At 70.4% G+C, this 16,573-nt stretch carries 14 protein-coding genes; 7 read left to right on the top strand and 7 right to left on the bottom strand.

What is annotated here, in order from left to right:
- The first annotated feature begins 35 nt into the window (after positions 1-35).
- From ACFYM2_RS01490 to ACFYM2_RS01470, 5 genes are all read left to right on the top strand, one after another.
- Positions 36-485, top strand: coding sequence for an RICIN domain-containing protein (locus ACFYM2_RS01490; protein WP_388832435.1), 450 nt, complete (start codon positions 36-38; stop codon positions 483-485).
- Between the two features lie 293 nt (positions 486-778).
- Positions 779-2,059, top strand: a complete 1,281-nt coding sequence (locus ACFYM2_RS01485; protein ID WP_359008723.1) for an aspartate kinase — start codon at positions 779-781, stop codon at positions 2,057-2,059.
- Positions 2,056-3,114: an aspartate-semialdehyde dehydrogenase gene (locus ACFYM2_RS01480; RefSeq protein WP_359008725.1), complete on the top strand. Its 1,059-nt coding sequence runs from the start codon at positions 2,056-2,058 to the stop codon at positions 3,112-3,114. The genes ACFYM2_RS01485 and ACFYM2_RS01480 overlap by 4 nt, the downstream gene beginning before the upstream one ends.
- Before the next feature lie 266 nt (positions 3,115-3,380).
- Complete coding sequence (locus ACFYM2_RS01475; RefSeq protein WP_388832432.1) at positions 3,381-4,049, top strand: SigE family RNA polymerase sigma factor; 669 nt, start codon at positions 3,381-3,383, stop codon at positions 4,047-4,049.
- Positions 4,046-5,395, top strand: a complete 1,350-nt coding sequence (locus ACFYM2_RS01470; RefSeq protein ID WP_388832430.1) for a hypothetical protein — start codon at positions 4,046-4,048, stop codon at positions 5,393-5,395. The genes ACFYM2_RS01475 and ACFYM2_RS01470 overlap by 4 nt, the downstream gene beginning before the upstream one ends.
- Here ACFYM2_RS01470 and ACFYM2_RS01465 read toward each other — a convergent pair.
- The 7 genes from ACFYM2_RS01465 to tatA all read right to left on the bottom strand — a co-directional run bounded on the left by ACFYM2_RS01465 (position 5,344) and on the right by tatA (position 13,173).
- Complete coding sequence (locus ACFYM2_RS01465) at positions 5,344-6,195, bottom strand: SURF1 family protein (protein WP_388458433.1); 852 nt, start codon at positions 6,193-6,195, stop codon at positions 5,344-5,346. The genes ACFYM2_RS01470 and ACFYM2_RS01465 overlap by 52 nt on opposite strands.
- Positions 6,196-6,821: 626 nt before the next feature.
- Positions 6,822-8,615, bottom strand: a complete 1,794-nt coding sequence (locus ACFYM2_RS01460; protein WP_388832427.1) for a prolyl oligopeptidase family serine peptidase — start codon at positions 8,613-8,615, stop codon at positions 6,822-6,824.
- A 66-nt stretch (positions 8,616-8,681) separates the two neighbouring features.
- Positions 8,682-9,062 carry a hypothetical protein gene (locus ACFYM2_RS01455; protein ID WP_359006892.1) on the bottom strand — a complete coding sequence of 127 codons (381 nt, stop codon included), beginning with the start codon at positions 9,060-9,062 and terminating at the stop codon, positions 8,682-8,684.
- Positions 9,063-9,130: 68 nt separating this feature from the next.
- The gene (locus ACFYM2_RS01450; RefSeq protein ID WP_359006889.1) at positions 9,131-9,640 is read right to left on the bottom strand and encodes a hypothetical protein; all 510 of its coding nucleotides are present in this window, start codon (positions 9,638-9,640) and stop codon (positions 9,131-9,133) included.
- Between the two features lie 27 nt (positions 9,641-9,667).
- The gene (locus ACFYM2_RS01445) at positions 9,668-10,975 is read right to left on the bottom strand and encodes a hypothetical protein (protein WP_388832424.1); all 1,308 of its coding nucleotides are present in this window, start codon (positions 10,973-10,975) and stop codon (positions 9,668-9,670) included.
- A gap of 952 nt (positions 10,976-11,927) precedes the next feature.
- On the bottom strand, positions 11,928-12,890 hold the full coding sequence (locus ACFYM2_RS01440) for a threo-3-hydroxy-L-aspartate ammonia-lyase (RefSeq protein WP_388832421.1): 963 nt from the start codon (positions 12,888-12,890) through the stop codon (positions 11,928-11,930).
- A 37-nt stretch (positions 12,891-12,927) separates the two neighbouring features.
- The gene (gene tatA, locus ACFYM2_RS01435; protein WP_388832417.1) at positions 12,928-13,173 is read right to left on the bottom strand and encodes a Sec-independent protein translocase subunit TatA; all 246 of its coding nucleotides are present in this window, start codon (positions 13,171-13,173) and stop codon (positions 12,928-12,930) included.
- A gap of 173 nt (positions 13,174-13,346) precedes the next feature.
- Here tatA and ACFYM2_RS01430 point away from each other — a divergent pair, with 173 nt between their 5' ends.
- Positions 13,347-14,864 (top strand): LCP family protein, encoded by a 1,518-nt coding sequence (locus ACFYM2_RS01430; protein ID WP_359006880.1) that lies wholly within the window; start codon positions 13,347-13,349, stop codon positions 14,862-14,864.
- Positions 14,865-15,030: 166 nt separating this feature from the next.
- On the top strand, positions 15,031-16,554 hold the full coding sequence (locus ACFYM2_RS01425) for an alkaline phosphatase (protein WP_388832414.1): 1,524 nt from the start codon (positions 15,031-15,033) through the stop codon (positions 16,552-16,554).
- The last annotated feature ends 19 nt before the right edge of the window (positions 16,555-16,573 follow it).

Genomic DNA, 16,573 nt, shown 5'->3' with positions numbered 1-16,573 from the left:
GCCCATGCGGGAACCCCTTCGCGAACCTTCCCGTGGTGGTCCGGACGCTGAGATGGTCCCCGCGCCGTGCGCCGCCCACAACGGATTCGCGCGCCAATCGGGGCGCCCGCCCGCTGGACTCCGGCGCGCTCAAGAACGTCAACACCGGCCGCTGTGTGGACGACAGCGGCGCCTACGGCCTGCGGTCCTTCGGCTGCAACGGCCTGAACTACCAGTACTGGGGTCTGTACGGCCAGTCGAACGGCAACTGGGTCCTGAAGAACGGCAACACCGGCCGCTGCATCGACGACAGCGGCGCCTACGGCCTGCGGTCCTTCGGCTGCAACGGGCTCAACTACCAGCGCTGGGCGATCTACTACAACGGCAACGGCACGCTGACCTTCCAGAACGAGAACACCGGCCGCTGCATGGATGACAGCGGCGCCTACGGTCTGCGGTCCTTCGCCTGCAACGGGCTCAACTACCAGCAGTTCGTGGGCCAGTAGGCCGCGCGGGCGACACCGTCGCGAAGGGGTCCGGGGCGGCGTCCCCGGGCCCCTTCGTGGCGCGGGCTACGATCGGCGCGCCGGGACGCCCTGGCGGCGTGCGGCCCCTGTGAGCCCGGACACATGCCGCGTATCCGGCGGGGCCCCGGGCAGGCAGTCCGTGCGAGCGGTGCCGGTGGCCGCCCGGTGTCATGCAGTGAGCGGGACATCTCACGAAGTGATACGGGGCGGGCGAATCCGGCCCGCTCGTTAAACTGAGCCGACCGCAGTAATGGAATGAGCTAGGAGCGCACGTGGGCCTTGTCGTGCAGAAGTACGGAGGCTCCTCCGTTGCCGATGCCGAAGGCATCAAGCGCGTCGCCAAGCGGATCGTGGAAGCCAAGAAGAACGGCCACCAGGTGGTCGTCGTGGTTTCCGCGATGGGCGACACGACGGATGAGTTGATCGAGCTCGCGGAGCAGGTGTCTCCGATGCCCGCCGGGCGGGAGTTCGACATGCTGCTGACCGCCGGAGAGCGGATCTCCATGGCGCTGCTCGCCATGGCGATCAAAAGCATGGGCCACAAGGCCCAGTCCTTCACGGGCAGCCAGGCCGGTGTCATCACCGACTCGGTCCACAACAAGGCGCGGATCATCGACGTCACCCCCGGCCGCATCAGGACCTCGATCGACGAGGGCAACATCGCCATCGTCGCCGGGTTCCAGGGTGTCAGCCAAGAGGGCAAGAACATCACCACGCTCGGGCGCGGTGGCTCGGACACCACGGCCGTCGCGCTGGCCGCGGCCCTGGACGCCGAGGCGTGTGAGATCTACACGGACGTCGACGGCGTCTTCACGGCCGACCCCCGCGTCGTGAAGAAGGCGAAGAAGATCGATTGGATCTCCTTCGAGGACATGCTGGAGCTGGCCGCGTCCGGCTCCAAGGTGCTCCTGCACCGGTGCGTCGAGTACGCCCGGCGCTACAACATCCCGATCCATGTGCGGTCGTCCTTCAGCGGACTCCAGGGCACCTGGGTCAGCAACGAACCACGTTCCCAGTCGGAAGGCCAGAAGGTGGAGCACGCCATCATCTCCGGAGTCGCCCACGACGTCTCCGAGGCGAAGGTCACGGTCGTCGGAGTGCCCGACAAGCCCGGTGAGGCCGCGGCGATCTTCCGCGCCATCGCCAACGCCGAGATCAACATCGACATGGTGGTGCAGAACGTCTCCGCCGCGTCGACGGGGCTCACCGACATCTCGTTCACGCTGCCCAAGGCGGAGGGCCGCAAGGCCATCGACGCCCTGGAGCGGATGAAGCCCACCATCGGCTTCGAGTCGCTGCGCTACGACGACCAGATCGCCAAGATCTCGCTCGTCGGCGCCGGCATGAAGACCAACCCGGGCGTCACGGCCGGCTTCTTCGAGGCGCTGTCCGACGCGGGCGTGAACATCGAGCTCATCTCGACCTCCGAGATCCGCATCTCGGTCGTCACCCGCGCCGACGACGTCAACGAGGCCGTGCGCGCGGTGCACTCCGCCTTCGGTCTCGACTCCGACAGCGACGAGGCCGTCGTCTACGGGGGCACCGGGCGATGACCGGCAGACCGGCGCTCACGGTCGTCGGAGCGACCGGGGGCGCCGGTGCGGTCATGCTCCAGATCCTGTCCCAGCACGCCGACGTGTGGGGCGAGGTCCGCCTCGTCGCGTCCGCGCGCTCGGCCGGGCGCAAGCTGCTCGTACGGGGCGAGGAGTGCGAGGTCCTGCCCCTGAGCGAGGAGGCCCTTGAGGGGGCCGACGTCGCCGTCTTCCTCGTACCCGCCGACGTCGCCGCCCGGTGGGCGCCGGTCGCGGCCGCCAAGGGCGCGGTGGTGGTGGACAGTTCGGCCGCCTTCCGCATGGCCGACGACGTACCGCTCGTGGTGCCCGAGCTCAATCCCCATGCCGTGCGGATGCGTCCGCGCGGCATCGTGGCGAGCCCGCACGCCACCACGCTGGCCATGAGCGTGTCGCTCGGCGCGCTGCACGCCGAGTTCTGCCTGAGCGAGCTGGTGGTCTCCACCTACCAGGCCGTCAGCGGCGAGGGGCAGGCCGGTGTCGAGGCGCTGCGCCGGCAGATCGCGATGGTGGCCGGCACCGAACTGGGCACGAGCCCCGGCGATGTGCGCAGGGCCGTCGGCGAAGGCCTCGGCCCGTTCGCCGCGCCCGTCGCCCTGAACGTGGTGCCCTGGACCGGCGAACTCGCCGCCGACGGCTGGTCCTCGCAGGAGCTGGGGATCCGCGACGAACTGCGCAAACTGCTGGACCTGCCGCGCCTTCCGGTGGCGGCCACCTGTGTGCGGGTCCCGGTGGTGACCACGCACTCCGCGTCGGTGCACGCCCGCTTCGAGAACGAGGTGGAGGTGGCGCGGGCCCACGAGATCCTGGCGACCGCGCCCGGCGTGGTGCTCTTCGACAACCCCGCCGCCGGGGACTTCCCCACCCCCGCGGACGTGGTCGGAACCGACCCCACTTGGGTCGGCCGGGTGCGCAGATCGCCGGACGATCCGCACGTACTGGAACTTTTCGTCTGCGGCGACAACCTCCGCAAGGGCACGGCCCTGAACGTGGCCCACATCGCCGAACTGGCGGCCCGCGAATTCACCGGACGCTGAGCCTTCCCGTTTGTAGGATTTGTGAACGCTCTGTGAGCAAGTCGCTGGTCTGTACCACTTGAACTGCCCCAACGGCTTGTTACACGATTCATTTCCGTGTCCCTGCAACCGCAGTCCGGCATGGAGCGTCTATGCGGTCGCCCCTCAAGGTGCCGTATAAATCGGGGCATTGGGGAAGAGCGGGTACGGATGAGGGCATGTGTCGCACCGCCAAAAACAGTGTCGTACGCGTACAACCCTGACGGGGAGGAACGTGTCCAACAGGCGTGGCAGAGGTACTCGACTTCAGAGCGGTACCGGCGCGTGGCATGGCAGTCCGCCCGCGCCGGCGGTCCGGTGTGCCCGGTGGCATGCCGGTGATCGCGCCGATGCCCGCCACCCGTCCGGCCCGCGTACCGTCCCAGACGACGTCGTGCGAGAGCGCTGACGAGGCCATGGCGGCCGGCACCACCGTCGATCACCTCACCGAGACCTACCGGGCGCACTACCGCTCCCTGCTCGGCCTCGCCGCACTGCTCCTGGACGACACCGCCTCCTGCGAGGACGTGGTGCAGGAGGCGTTCATCCGCGTCCACTCGGCGCGCGGCCGGGTGCGCGAGCCGGAGAAGACCCTCGCCTATCTGCGCCAGACGGTCGTGAACCTGTCGCGTTCCGCGCTGCGCCGGCGCATCCTCGGGCTCAAGCTGCTCTCCAAGCCGATGCCCGACATGGCGAGCGCCGAGGAGGGCGCGTACGACCAGCTGGAGCGCGACGCTTTGATCAAGGCGATGCGCGGGCTCCAGCGCCGCCAGCGCGAGGTCCTTGTGCTGCGGTACTTCGCCGACATGACCGAGGCGCAGGTCGCCGAGACGCTGGGCGTGTCCCTGGGGTCGGTCAAGGCGTACGGGTCCCGAGGCATAGCCGCCCTGCGTGTCGCCATGGAGGCGACGGCATGAAAGCGCCCGACGGCAACGACAGATGGCCGGGCAAGCGGAGAGAGAACGCCGAAAACGCCGAGAACGCGGAGAGCGCGGAGAGCGCGGAGAACGGCAAGCACCAGAGGACCCAGAGGACCCAGAGGACCCAGAGGAACCAGAGGAACCAGAGGAACCAGAAGCACGGGAGTTACGGGGACTACGGGAAGTACGGGCCGGACCAGCGGCCCGGCCATGACCTGAACGACCTGACTGGATACGGATTCGTGGACACAACGCCGGAAAAGAACAGCACCGGCACCCCTCCCTTCGGCCTCTCGCCCGCCCCGGGCGGCCTCGACGCGGACGGCGAACGTGCGCTGCGCGAGCTGCTGCACGGCGCGGTCGACGAGCTGAAGCCGTCCGAGGGGGCGCTCGAACACCTGCGGGCGGCGGTGCCCCTGCGGCGCGCCCGCAAGCGGCAGGCCGTCGTGGGTTCGGTCGCGGCCGCCCTCCTGGTGGCGACCGCCGTACCCGCCTTCCTCCACGTCGCCAACAGCGCGAGCAGCACCGACGAGCAGCCGGCCGTCGCCGGGCACGGCCGGCGGACGTACGGCACGTCGGGCGGGACCTCGGGCACGCCCGAGGGGGTGCCCGACGGCGGCCGCGCCACCGGGGCGGGCCCCCAGGCCGGTGCGACGCCCGACGGCAAGGGCGCGACGAAGGAGCCCACCAAGCAGGCCACCGGTACCGCAGGGAGCGTCGTGAGCGTGCCCGGCGGCGGTCCCGTCCAGGCCAACTCGCCGGCGTGCGCGGCGGGCGAGCTGAGCGTGAAGTCGGCGAGCGTGGGCAAGCCGGACGCGACGGGCAAGGTCTACGGGGCCTTCCGCGTCGTCAACGCGTCGGACAAGCAGTGCGCGATCGGCGGGGTCGGCACGTTCGACGTCCACGCGCAGGGCGCGGCCGACCCCGCGAAGATCACCGTCGTCGAGCACGCGGTGGGCGATCCCGCGCCGGGTCTTCCCGACCCCGCCAAGGACGCAACCCACCTCGTCCTCAAGCCGGCCGCCGCCTACGAGGTGCGGTTCGCCTGGGTGCCCTCGGACACCTGTCCCAAGGCGACGCCCTCACCCGACCCGAGCCCGTCCAACAACCCGGCGAGCAGCAGCGGCATCACCGCGCCCGCCAAGTCCGGTGGCGCCGAGAGCCCGCAGCACACGGCGGACGGCGGGCCCCAGGCCACGACGGAGAACGGCGCGGTCGCCGTCACGCACGTCGCGGAGCCGGGCGCGCCGACGGCGGAGGCGAAGATCCCGAACGCGTGCGCAGGGACGATCTACAAGACGGGCGTCCTGGACGCGGGCTCGGCCACGCCGTCGGCGGGCTGAACCGGGGCGGGCTCCGGCCCGGCGTCCTTCGCGACCTCCGTCCCGCCCGAGCCCTCCGGGGCGAGCCCCAGCTCGGCGTCCTCCAGGGCCTCTGCCTCGCGGCGCACCAGGCGGAACCACATGAAGACCACGAACCCGGCGAAGACGAACCACTCGCCGGTGTAGCCGAGGTTCTGGAACGCCTTCAGGTCGAGCCCGCTGTTCTGCGGCGCGCTGGCCGGGACCGGGGTCAGACCGGCGTCCGCGTGGGGCAGTGTCACCCACGCGTCGTACACCGGATACGGCACCAGGTTGACGAGGGCCGCCGCGCTGATCACGCCGACCTGGCCGCGCGGCAGTCCGCCCTGGGCCCGCACACCGTCCGACCCGGCGGTCTCGGACGCCTGGAGCGCGCCGGTCACGGTCACGTCACCGGCCGGCGCGGCCGGGGCGGTGGCGCCCTTGGGGATCCAGCCCCGTACGACGGGCAGCGCCTTGCCGCCGTCGGTGCGCAGCAGGGTCAGCACATAGCTGCCCGACTTGCCGTCGACCTCACGGCCCGGCACCAGGAACTGCTCGGCGTAGTGCCCCCGGGCTCGCGCGGGCCGGCCCGAGGTGCGCTGGTCCACCGGCAGCAGCGAATCAAGCGGCTCGGCCTCGCGGGTGGCGGGGTCGGGGGCCTTCTCGGCGGCGTCGTGGGACTGCACGCGGTCCTCGAAGCGGCCCAGCTGCCAGGAGCCCATGAAGACGCAGACGGGGATGGCGAGCAGGACGAAGGCGTGGATTCCCCACCAGCGGGGTGTGAGCAGGAACCGGTACACACCCCCACGGTACGGAATCCCGCCGGGGGTTTGGGCGGGGGGTCAGCTTTCGGGCCCCGGCCCGCGGGTGCCCGGCCACGCCCGGGGCGGAGCCCCTGGGACCCCGGCTGCGGGCCGTGAGTGGCCGGTCGCGCAGTTCCCCGCGCCCCTGGCGGGGCTGATGCTGGCCCACGCGGGTATCTTCAGCCCGTCCGGCGTCTGGGGCGGAGCCCCTGGGATCCCGGCTGCGGGCCGTGGGTGGCCGGTCGCGCAGTTCCTCGCGCCCCTGGCGGGGCTGATGCTGGCCCACGCGGGTATCTTCAGCCCGTCCGGCGTCTGGGGCGGAGCCCCTGGGACCTCGGCTGCGGGCCGTGGGTGGCCGGTCGCGCAGTTCCTCGCGCCCCCAACCCCTCAGCCCGTCGTGGGGGTCCCCCCTGGCCCTTAAGGCCTTGGGGGAGATTGAGGACGAGGCCGTTCAGGCCGAACGGGGTCCGGGGCGGAGCCCCGGGGTTTTTGACCCCCGGAGGGTTTCGGGAAGGGGCGGGGTGGGGGATCCTCCGGGGCCGGGGCGAAGCCCCAGGCCCCCGCGCCCCCCGGAGGCATCCGGCGCCGGCCCACACCGGCCCGCACAGACCGCACCGGCAACCTCAGCCCGCCCGGCGAGTGAGGTGCCGCGCGGCGAAGTCGAGCTCCTGCCGCACCTGCTTCACCCGTTCCTCCACCACCAACGACCCGTGCCCCGCGTCATACCGGTACACCTCATACACCGCCCCCCGCGCAGCCAACCGCTTCACATAGTTCTCCACCTGCCGAATCGGACAGCGCGGATCATTGACCCCGGCCGAGATGTAGACCGGCGCCGTCACCGCGTCGACGTACGTCAGCGGCGAGGACGCCCGGAACCGGTCCGGGACCTCCTCGGGCGTGCCGCCCAGCAACGTCCGGTCCATCGCCTTCAGCGCCTCCATCTCGTCGTGGTACGCCGTGACGTAGTCCGCGACCGGCACCGCCGCGAGCCCGAGCGCCCACGCGTCGGGCTGGGTGCCGAGCCCGAGCAGGGTGAGATAGCCGCCCCAGGAGCCGCCCGCGAGGACGAGCCGCGCCGGGTCGGCCAGACCCGAGGAGACGGCCCACTCGCGGACCGCCGCGATGTCCTCAAGCTCGATGAGCCCGACCCGGTGCTTGAGCGCGTCGGTCCACTGACGCCCGTACCCGGTGGAACCCCGGTAGTTGACCCGCACCACCGCGTACCCGTGATCGACCCAGGCCGCCGGCCCCGCCGCGAACGCGTCGCTGTCGTGCCAGGTCGGCCCGCCGTGGATCTCGAACAGGGTCGGGAAGGGCCCCTCGCCCTCGGGCCGCTGCACCAGCGCGTGGACGCGTCCGCCGGGTCCCTCCACCCACACGTCCCGCACCGGCACGGACCCGGGCGCCTTGAAACCGGGCGGGTCCAGGACGACCTCGCCCGTCGTGGAGCGCACCTCGGAGGGCCGGGCCGCCGACGACCACAGGTACTCCACCGTGCCGTCGGGCCGCGCCGTCGCCCCGGACACCGTCCCCGCCGGGGTGTCGATCTCGATGAGCTGACGCGTGGCGAGGTCGAAGCGGAAGAGCCCGCTGCGGGCCTCGAAGCTGTGGACGACGAGCAGCCCCGAACCGTCCGGGTACCACTCCGCCGAGACGTCGCCGGGCAGATCCAGCGCGAGATCGGTCTGCTCGCCGGACGCCACGTCCCAGATCATCGGCTCCCAGCGGCCGCGCCGCTGGTGCGCGACGAGCAGCCGGGAGTCGCCCGCGAGCGGCGCGAACCCGAGCACTTCGAGCCCCAGCTCCTCCGTGCCGCCCTTGGTGTCGTCGAGTTCGGCGACCGGCGTGCCGTCCAGGCGCGTCACCCGCAGCGCCGAGTGCATCGCGTCGCCGTGCTCGGTGTGCTCGAGCGCGATCAGCGTCCCGTCGTGCGAGAGGTCGCCGACCCCCGCCGACTCGCGGTGCCGGTAGATCTCGACCGGCGCCGACCCGGGGCGTACGACGTGGATCGTGGAGCCGTCGTCGTCGGTGGAGCGGCCCACCACCGCGGTGCCGTCGCGGCCCAGGGCCAGGCCCGCCGGGTAGGACGGGGCGAGCCCGGGCACGCCCGGCTCGTCCGGGCCACCGCCGAAGGGCTGGCGCCGCCACACGCCGAACTCGTCGCCGTCGGTGTCGTCGAACCACCAGATCCACGCGCCGTCGGGCGTCAGGACGCCGTCCGTCGTGCCGTTGGGTCGGTCGGTGGCCCGGCGCTGCTCCCCGGTGGCGCGGTCCCACGCGTAGAGCTCGTACGTCCCCGTCGCGTTCGACACGAACAGAGAGCGGTCCGGAGCGTCCTCCGCCCAGTCGGGAAGCCCCACCCTCGGCGCCCTGAACCGCTTCTCCCAGTCGGGCATGGCTGCGTCAGTCGTCATGCCCCCATCCAACCTGAACATTCGGGCGGCCGGGTGGCAGTGCCGTCGCCAAAGCGTTCTCCGAGTTCAGAGCTTGATCACACCCCGCCACTTCCACCCGGCGCGCAGCACCGCGACCTCAAGAGGGGTCGTGACCTGCCGGGTGTCGAACCGGAACACCACGTCGCGTCGCTTACGGCCGTCGTTCCCCAGCACGGTCCTCTTCTCCGTGAACACCGAGGGGGCATGGCCGCGTCCGTACTCCACCTTGGCGTGACCGGCGGCAGGGCTCACCCACCGCTCGTGGACGACCCGCACCTCGTGCTTCTCCGGGACCAGCCGCATGCTGATCTTCATGCGCAGCCCTACCCGCTTCAGGTCGCACTCCGCCACCAAGTCGGGCTTCTCTCCGTCTCCACCCTCGCGGACGGTGTAGAGCGCGTCGGGATGGTTCAGTGCGAGCAACACCTCACGAACCGCTGTCGCCGGTTTCTTGGTGACGTGGCTGCCGGGGACCCTCGTGCCGGTCCACTTGCTCAAAAGGCCCATGGCTGTGCTCGCGTCCCGGTGTCGGAGTGAACTGAGCGGATGAGGTCCTGGAAGTCTCCCAGGACCTCATCGTGTTGAACCGCGGTGGCGGTCAGAGCCAGGCGGATCAGCACGCGGCTCGCTGGATCCTCGATGCCCGGCAGTGACATGTACGCCTGCGTCTGGACGAGCTCGCGGTGGATGCCGTTGACGGTGGCGGAGAAGGCCAGGCGCTGAGTCAGGGCCGGTGCGCCCGCGGCGCCCGCTTCACTGCGCTGCTCCACCTCCACGCCGGCGACGGCATCACGCAGCCGCCCGACCGACTCGTCGGCAATGTCGACGAGCGTCGTCGATGGCTCGGCGAGCACCTCGCCGGCGATGGTGATGTTCGCGGCGAACCCAGCATCCGGCTGCGGGTGCACTGCTGCGAAGGCCACATCCTCGGCCAGCTCGGGGCGGGCGGGAACCCAGCCCTCCGGCAATCGGAATTCGATGGGGATCGGCAATGGTGTCGGCACCTCCTGCTCTCCTTTCTGAAGGGTTGGTCAGTCGAACCAGCCAGTGATGGTGTCCCTGAGAGAGGTGGCTCCGTGTCCGATCACCTTCGTGCCGTCGCCGACTGCATCGGCTAAATCACCGGCACATTCGCTCAGCTTGTGCGGGTCGACCGTGATCTCTAACCCGAGCGATCCGCCGACGATGGGAGAAGCACCGGCATCCGCGTCAAGACGGTAGACGCCGTTGTCGTCCTTCTTCCAACCACCCCAGGCCTCGAACCCGGGGCCGGCCCATCCCTCGGCTGTTCCGCCGATCCCGATGCCGGCGACCTCGAAGCCCGTAGCGCCGCCGATCTTGCCCCCGGCGAACGCCTTCGCCTTCACCAGGACCTCTTTTTTGGTCACCTTGCCGGTGGCGCCCATTTCACCGCCCACGAAGCCGTCACCCCGTACGTATCCGCCGATCCAAGGGCCGTACTCGGCACGGCCCTCGGTCAGACCGCGCACGCCCAAGGACACTTCGGCCTTGCCGGCGATGCCCTGCTCGGTGAACCCGTAATTCGCGGTGGCTCGGCCTCCGCCGTAGACGTCGCCGACCCACGCAAGCTTCATGTCGCCATCGGTGACCGTCGCTTTGCCGGTGTCGTGGAACATGTCGATGTACGCCTTGAGAGAGCCTTCCTTGCCGTACTTGGCTCCCGAGACGGTGAAGCCCATCTTCGGCCACCCGTCTGTCTTGGTGTCCGCGTCCTTGCCCTGGTTCTGGTCAATGTGGCCGTGCGCCTGCCCGTTGAATCCGGTCACGGTGCCGTCCGAGATATCGCCGTCCATCACCACGTTCTGCAGCGCGATCTGCACGTCCTCGTCAGCTTTGTCCCCGTCCTTGAGGCACTGATTGATGACTAGTTGCCAGGAAGCGACGGCCTCATGGATGCCGTTGCGGTAATCGGGGTCGTGAACCATGGCCATGTGGTCGGCCTCGGTCAGCTTGGAGATGTCGAAGGAGACCTCGCCCTGGTCGGAGACCTTCATGCCCGCCTTGATGGCATCCTCACGGGCGTGCTCAAGCTGCCTCCGCAGGCTCGTGAACCCTGAGTGCGCTTCGCGCAGCAGTGAGGCGACGGCCTTCGCCTCGGTCTGGGCCTTCTGGAATTCCGTGAGCGTGATGTCGAACCGCTTGCTGGCTGCTTGCGCGCTGAGCCCGGTCCATGTACTGCCCATCGATATGCCGTGCACGTCACGGCGGTACACGCCTTCCAGATCGTGGAATCTCTTGGTCGCCATGTGCTCCCACTGCTCGGCAGCCGTGGTGAGCGTGGACAGGTCGGTCGTCAGGAGTTCGTAGTAGGTCGGCATGAGGTCCCCGTTGGATGCTGCGGCACTGTTCGTCGAAAGGGCAGGGATCAGAATGAGTCGAGCGAAGACGAAGCGCGGACCCCGGATCTGACCGAAGCATCCGTGCCTGCCAATGTGGTGTTAGTGCTGAGCAACGCGGCCTTCTCCGATGAGAGCCGGCGCGTGAGGTTCCGCACCTGGTCACCCCAGACTGACTGGACCTTCGCCATACCTTTGGACGTGAGCCATCCATGCCCGTCCTTGGGTCCGAATGCCTTCACGACTCCTTGGCTATCGGAGTCGGCCGAATTCCCCGCGTCCGTGGTGTCGGGCTCGATGTGATCTTGAATGGCTTGGGCCGCAGCACGCTTCTGCGTGGGCGACGACGCCAAATCCGGCTGGCCGAAAGCGGGTTGGCCCCCGCCCCCATCGGCCGGGATCTGGTTCAGACGCGTGCCGACAGAACCGGCTGATCCTCCGGCATCTCTCACGGTTCCCCCGTTCAGTCATGGGCTCGCGAGCTGATCTACACGCCATGTCGTGGCGTATATGGCACGTCCGTGCGATCGCTCAGATTTGGGACCGAGTATCTGTGGTCAGGCGCGCACCGCGAGCCCGGAACGCCTGGGCCGGATCTTGGGGCGGCTCAATACGGTCGGTGCTGGTCCTGCGGGTTCGTGCTGGTCAGCCGGTACGTCGGGCGGGGTCCGTACGCGACATGGGGACGGGTGACCTGTCCGGATACGGCTGCCCGATTCCGGCGCCGTGCGAGCGTGAATCCGGCCGGCGGTTCACCGGCCGGGTCTTCGCTTGGTGCGGCCATGCCCGGCCCGGGGCCGTGCTCCGAGGCCGCAACGCCTACGGCGCCCGGCGTTGCGGCCGAATGCATGCCTCAGGCATCCACCCTCGGGGCGAGCGGCTGCGCCGGTGACGGGTCCGGCCCTGCCGGCGCCACGGACCCGGCCGCCCCCGCTCACCCGCCCACCAGCCGAGCGAAACGGTCCAGGTCCACGTTGCCGCCGCTGATGATGACGCCCACCCGCTTGCCCCGGTAGCGCTCGGCCAGGGCCCGGGCGCCGGCGAGTCCGAGGCAGCCCGTCGGCTCGACGACCATCTTCAGGCGGGACGCGAACAGCCGCATGCCGTCGACGAGTTGGGCGTCGGAGGCGGTGAGGATGTCGCTCACGTGGTCGCGGATCAGGGGGAAGGGCCGGGTGCCCAGGTGCTGGGTCTGGGCGCCGTCGGCGAGGGTGTCGGGGGTGTCGATGTGCACGATGCGGCCCGCCCGCAGCGACTGGCGGCCGTCGTCGCCGGCCTCGGGCTCGACCCCGTACACCGCGCAGTCGGGCGCGAGGGCGCCGGCGGCGAGCAGGGTGCCCGAAAGGAGGCCGCCGCCGCCGAGCGGCACGAACAGCGCGTCGAGCGGGCCGGTCTCCTCGAAGAGTTCCTTGGCGGCGGTGCCCTGGCCGGCCATGACATCGGGGTGGTCGTAGGGCGGTACGAGGGTGAGGCCGCGCTCCTTCGCGAGCGCCGCGCCGATCTCCTCGCGGTCCTCGCTCCACCGGTCGTAGATCACGACCTCCGCCCCGTACCCCCGGGTCGCGGCCAGCTTGGCGGCGGGCGCGTCGTGCGGCATGACGATGGTCGCCGGGATGTCGAGCAGGGCGGCACTGAGCGCGATGGCCTGCGCGTGGTTGCCGGAGGAGTAGGCGACCACGCCGGCCCGCCGCTGTCCCGCGTCGAACCGCGACAGCGCGTTGAACGCGCCACGGAACTTGAAGGCCCCCATGCGCTGGAGGTTCTCGCACTTGAAGTACGCGCTCAGGCCGAGCTCCGCGTCGGTGAGCCGGGAGGTCAGGACCGGAGTGCGGTGGGCGTGCGGGGTGATCCGCTCGTGCGCGCGGACCACGTCGTCGTACGTCGGCAGCTGTTCCATGGCCGCCGAGCGTACGGTGAGCGAGTTGAGGGGCAGGTTACGGGGCCGGGTGCGCCGGGGTCTCCGCGGGGGCCGGGGCCGGGGTGACGTGGGCGACCGGCGCGGCGGCGGTGGCCGGAGCCGAACCGTCCTCGCGCATCGCCTTGGTCTCGCTCTTGAGGATGCGCAGGGACTTGCCGAGCGCGCGTGCCGTGTCGGGCAGCTTCTTCGAGCCGAACAGCAGGATCAGTACTACGGCCACGATCAGCAGGTGCCAGGGTTCGAGCCCGTTGCGCAGGAACATCCCGCGGTCCTCTCTCGTTCGCGTCCTACAGCCGTTGTCGTCCGGCCGGATTCTCGCCCGGCTGGGGCTGATGGCTCTTAATGAGACTTGCTACATTGCGCAACTGTACAACCAGACCGTACGACTCACCGTCTCCTCTACAGAAGAGGCGCGAATGAGGGATGAGGGGTCCGATGGCCGGGAGCCACAAAGCGGGAGCGGCAAGCAGGCGCGAGGGTGAGGAACCGGCCGCGCCGAGGCGCGGCAAGAAGCGCAGCCGCGCGCGCCTCATCGGCATCACCAGTCTCTCCGTGGTCGTCCTGGCCGTCGCGGGCGGCGGCTGGATCTACTTCCAGCTGAACGGCAACATCAAGACGTTCGACGACGGCGGCGTCTCCGCCAACCGGCCCGCCGCCTCAAGCGCGGGCTCGAACGTCCTGATCCTCGGCTCCGACACCCGCTCGGGCGACAACGCCCAGTACGGCCACGGCAAGGGCGACATCGGCCGCTCGGACACCGCGCTCCTGCTGCATGTGTACGCGGACCAGAAGCACGCCGTCGCGGTCTCCATACCCCGCGACTCCCTGGTCGACATACCCCCGTGCAAGCTCCCGAACGGCAGCTGGACCAAGGAGAAGCACAACGAGATGTTCAACTCGGCGTTCGAGGTGGGCGAGACGGTCGAGGGCAACCCCGCGTGCACCCAGAACACCGTCGAAAAGCTCACCGGGCTCCGCGTGGACCACACGATGGTGATGGACTTCGAGGGCTTCGCGAAGATGACCGAGGCCGTCGGCGGCGTCGAGGTCTGCGTCCCCAACAACGTCTACCAGGGTGACCTCAACCCGAACCTCCACCGCAAGGGCACCCTGGTGTTCGCCAAGGGCCCGCAGAAGGTCTCCGGCGCGAAGGCACTGGACTACGTGCGCATCCGGCACGGCATCGGCGACGGCTCCGACATCGGCCGCATCAAGCGTCAGCAGGCGTTCATCGGCAGCCTGATCAAGCAGGTCAAGGGCAACGGCCTCGACCCGACCTCGCTGCTCCCGCTCGCCAACGCGGCCACCAAGTCGATGACCGTCGACTCCAGCCTCGGCTCCGCCAGCAAGCTGATCTCGTTCGCGATGTCGATGAAGGGCATCGACCTGCACAACACCAAGTTCGTCACCCTGCCCTGGCGGTACGAGGGCCCGCGCGTGGCCGTCGTGAAGCCGGAGGCGGACGCGCTGTTCGCGGCGCTGCGCGCGGACAAGACCGTGGACGGCCAGGACGCCGGCGCCAAGGGCGCGAGCCCCACGCCCGCCGCCTCCGCGTCGCAGGCGGCGCCCGAGTCCGGCAAGGGCATCGCGGTCGCCGTCTACAACGGCACCACCGCCAAGGGCCTGGCGAGCACCGCCGCCGAGTCGCTGAAGAGCGCGGGCTTCACGGTGACCGGCGCCACCACCGCCGCCACGCAGGACTACACGCACACCGTCATCCAGTACGGCCCGGGCGAGGACGCCAAGGCCAAGACGCTGGAGACGCACTTCCCCGGCGCGCTGCTTCGCCAGGGCAAGAAGCCGGGCCTGAGCGTGATCCTGGGCACGCAGTACAAGGAGAGCGCCGGGGGTGCCTCACCCAGTACCGGCGCTCCCGCCGAGGTCCCCTCCTCCGTCGTGGACGCCGCCCGCTCGGCCGACGACAACATCTGCTCCAACCTCTCCTACGGGTGAGGCGGCACTGAGACGGCACTGAGGCCGCGCCCGCGCGTGCGCCGGGGCGGGAGGCAACGGGAGGTAAAGCGCGGGGGCGGAAACGTTATAAGGAAGGCAAAGGCGTTCGCGTCGGCGTCGCCCGGTCCTTGTGGTCCGTTCACTTACGGCTCATAGCTTCGCGGCCATGAGACACACCACCTTGAAGGTGCTCGCGGTGTTCGCGGCGGCCTCCGCGGTCGCCGCCTCCACGGCCGTCACCGCCAGCTCCACGCCCCGGCACGGGCACGGCGGCGACGGCGGCCGCGAGATCCACAACGTCATCTACCTGCTCGGCGACGGCATGGGCCGCACCCACGTCACCGCCGGCCGCGAGCGCTACTACGGCGCCCAGGGCAAGCTGAACATGGAGAAGCTGCCCTACACCGGCGCGGTCGCCACCTACGCCGTCGAGAAGGGCAGCGACCGTCCCGCCCTGGTGACGGACTCGGCGAGTGCCGCGACCGCCTGGGCCTCGGGCGTCAAGACGTACAACGCCGCGATCGGCGTGGACAGTTACGAGAAGAAGCGCGCCACGCTCATGGAGCAGGCCAAGGCGGCCGGCTTCGCCACCGGCAACGTCTCGACCGCCGAGATCACCGACGCCACGCCCGCCGCCCAGTTCAGCCACGCGCTGCTGCGCGGCTGCCAGGGCCCCACGTACTCCGACGCGGCGTGCCTGCCCAAGAACGCCGACGGCGGCTACGAGAAGGCGCCCGCCGACAAGACGCTGATCACCCCGATCGCCGAGCAGATCGCCCGCAACGGCACCGCCGACGTGGTGTTCGGCGGCGGCCTCGCCCGCTTCGAGCCCGACGACCAGCAGGCGCTGGTCCAGCAGGGCTACCAGGTGCTCGGCTCCTTCGGCGACCCCAAGTCGCCCACGCAGAACGCCGGTACGCAGCGGGTGGCGACCCGGGCCGACCTCGACAAGGCGCACGGAAGGAAGGTCGTCGGCCTCTTCAACCGGGGCAACCTCACCGTCGAGGCGGCGAAGGCGGCGCTGCCCGCGAACGCCCCGCAGCAGCAGGAACCCACCCTCGCCGAGATGGCGAAGAAGTCGATCGACCTGCTCGACGGCCGCTCCCGGAAGGGCTTCTTCCTCCAGATCGAGGGCGCCCAGATCGACAAGCGCAGCCACGCCAACGACGCCGCGCAGACGCTCGCCGAGGTCAAGGCGTTCGACGACGCGGTCAAGGCGGCCACCGACTTCGCGAAGCGGGACGGCCACACCCTGGTCGTCGTCACCGCCGACCACGAGTGCGCGGGCTTCAACATCGTCGAGAAGGGCACCTACACCAACGCCGAGGCGGCGGCGCCCCCGTCCAACACGGACTCCGGCAACCCGGCCAACAACTCCCTTCCCTCGCGCGCCACTTCGGGCGACAAGGACCGGTCCCGCTCCACCGGTCCCGTCAACGGCGCGGGCGCGGGCGACGCGAAGAACTTCGCCCCGGCCACCTTCCGCACCCCCGACGACCCCAAGGGCGTCAAGGACGGCAGCCTTGAGGCCAGCCTGTGGCTGACCTATCTCTCCGGGAACCACACCGGCGCGGACGTGCCGATCTTCGCCTACGGCCCCGGCGCCGCCCGGTTCGCGGCGAGCCAGCTCAACACCGACCTGTACGGGAAGATGTACGGCTCGCTGTTCGGCCGCGCGCCGCGCGCCTGACCGCCCCCGTCCCGCCCGC

Source organism: Streptomyces sp. NPDC006711, assembly GCF_042869775.1.
Taxonomy (GTDB): domain Bacteria; phylum Actinomycetota; class Actinomycetes; order Streptomycetales; family Streptomycetaceae; genus Streptomyces.
The sequence above is the reverse complement of the archived record's forward strand: the minus strand, read 5'-3'. Positions and strand labels throughout refer to the sequence as shown.

Coding starts and splice junctions, on each gene's coding strand:
- ACFYM2_RS01425 (WP_388832414.1), top strand. CDS start 15,031: ATGAGACACACCACCTTGAAGGTGCTCGCGGTGTTCGCGGCGGCCTCC.
- ACFYM2_RS01440 (WP_388832421.1), bottom strand. CDS start 12,890: ATGGAACAGCTGCCGACGTACGACGACGTGGTCCGCGCGCACGAGCGG.
- tatA (WP_388832417.1), bottom strand. CDS start 13,173: ATGTTCCTGCGCAACGGGCTCGAACCCTGGCACCTGCTGATCGTGGCC.
- ACFYM2_RS01445 (WP_388832424.1), bottom strand. CDS start 10,975: ATGCCGACCTACTACGAACTCCTGACGACCGACCTGTCCACGCTCACC.
- ACFYM2_RS01460 (WP_388832427.1), bottom strand. CDS start 8,615: ATGACGACTGACGCAGCCATGCCCGACTGGGAGAAGCGGTTCAGGGCG.
- ACFYM2_RS01480 (WP_359008725.1), top strand. CDS start 2,056: ATGACCGGCAGACCGGCGCTCACGGTCGTCGGAGCGACCGGGGGCGCC.
- ACFYM2_RS01430 (WP_359006880.1), top strand. CDS start 13,347: ATGGCCGGGAGCCACAAAGCGGGAGCGGCAAGCAGGCGCGAGGGTGAG.
- ACFYM2_RS01470 (WP_388832430.1), top strand. CDS start 4,046: ATGAAAGCGCCCGACGGCAACGACAGATGGCCGGGCAAGCGGAGAGAG.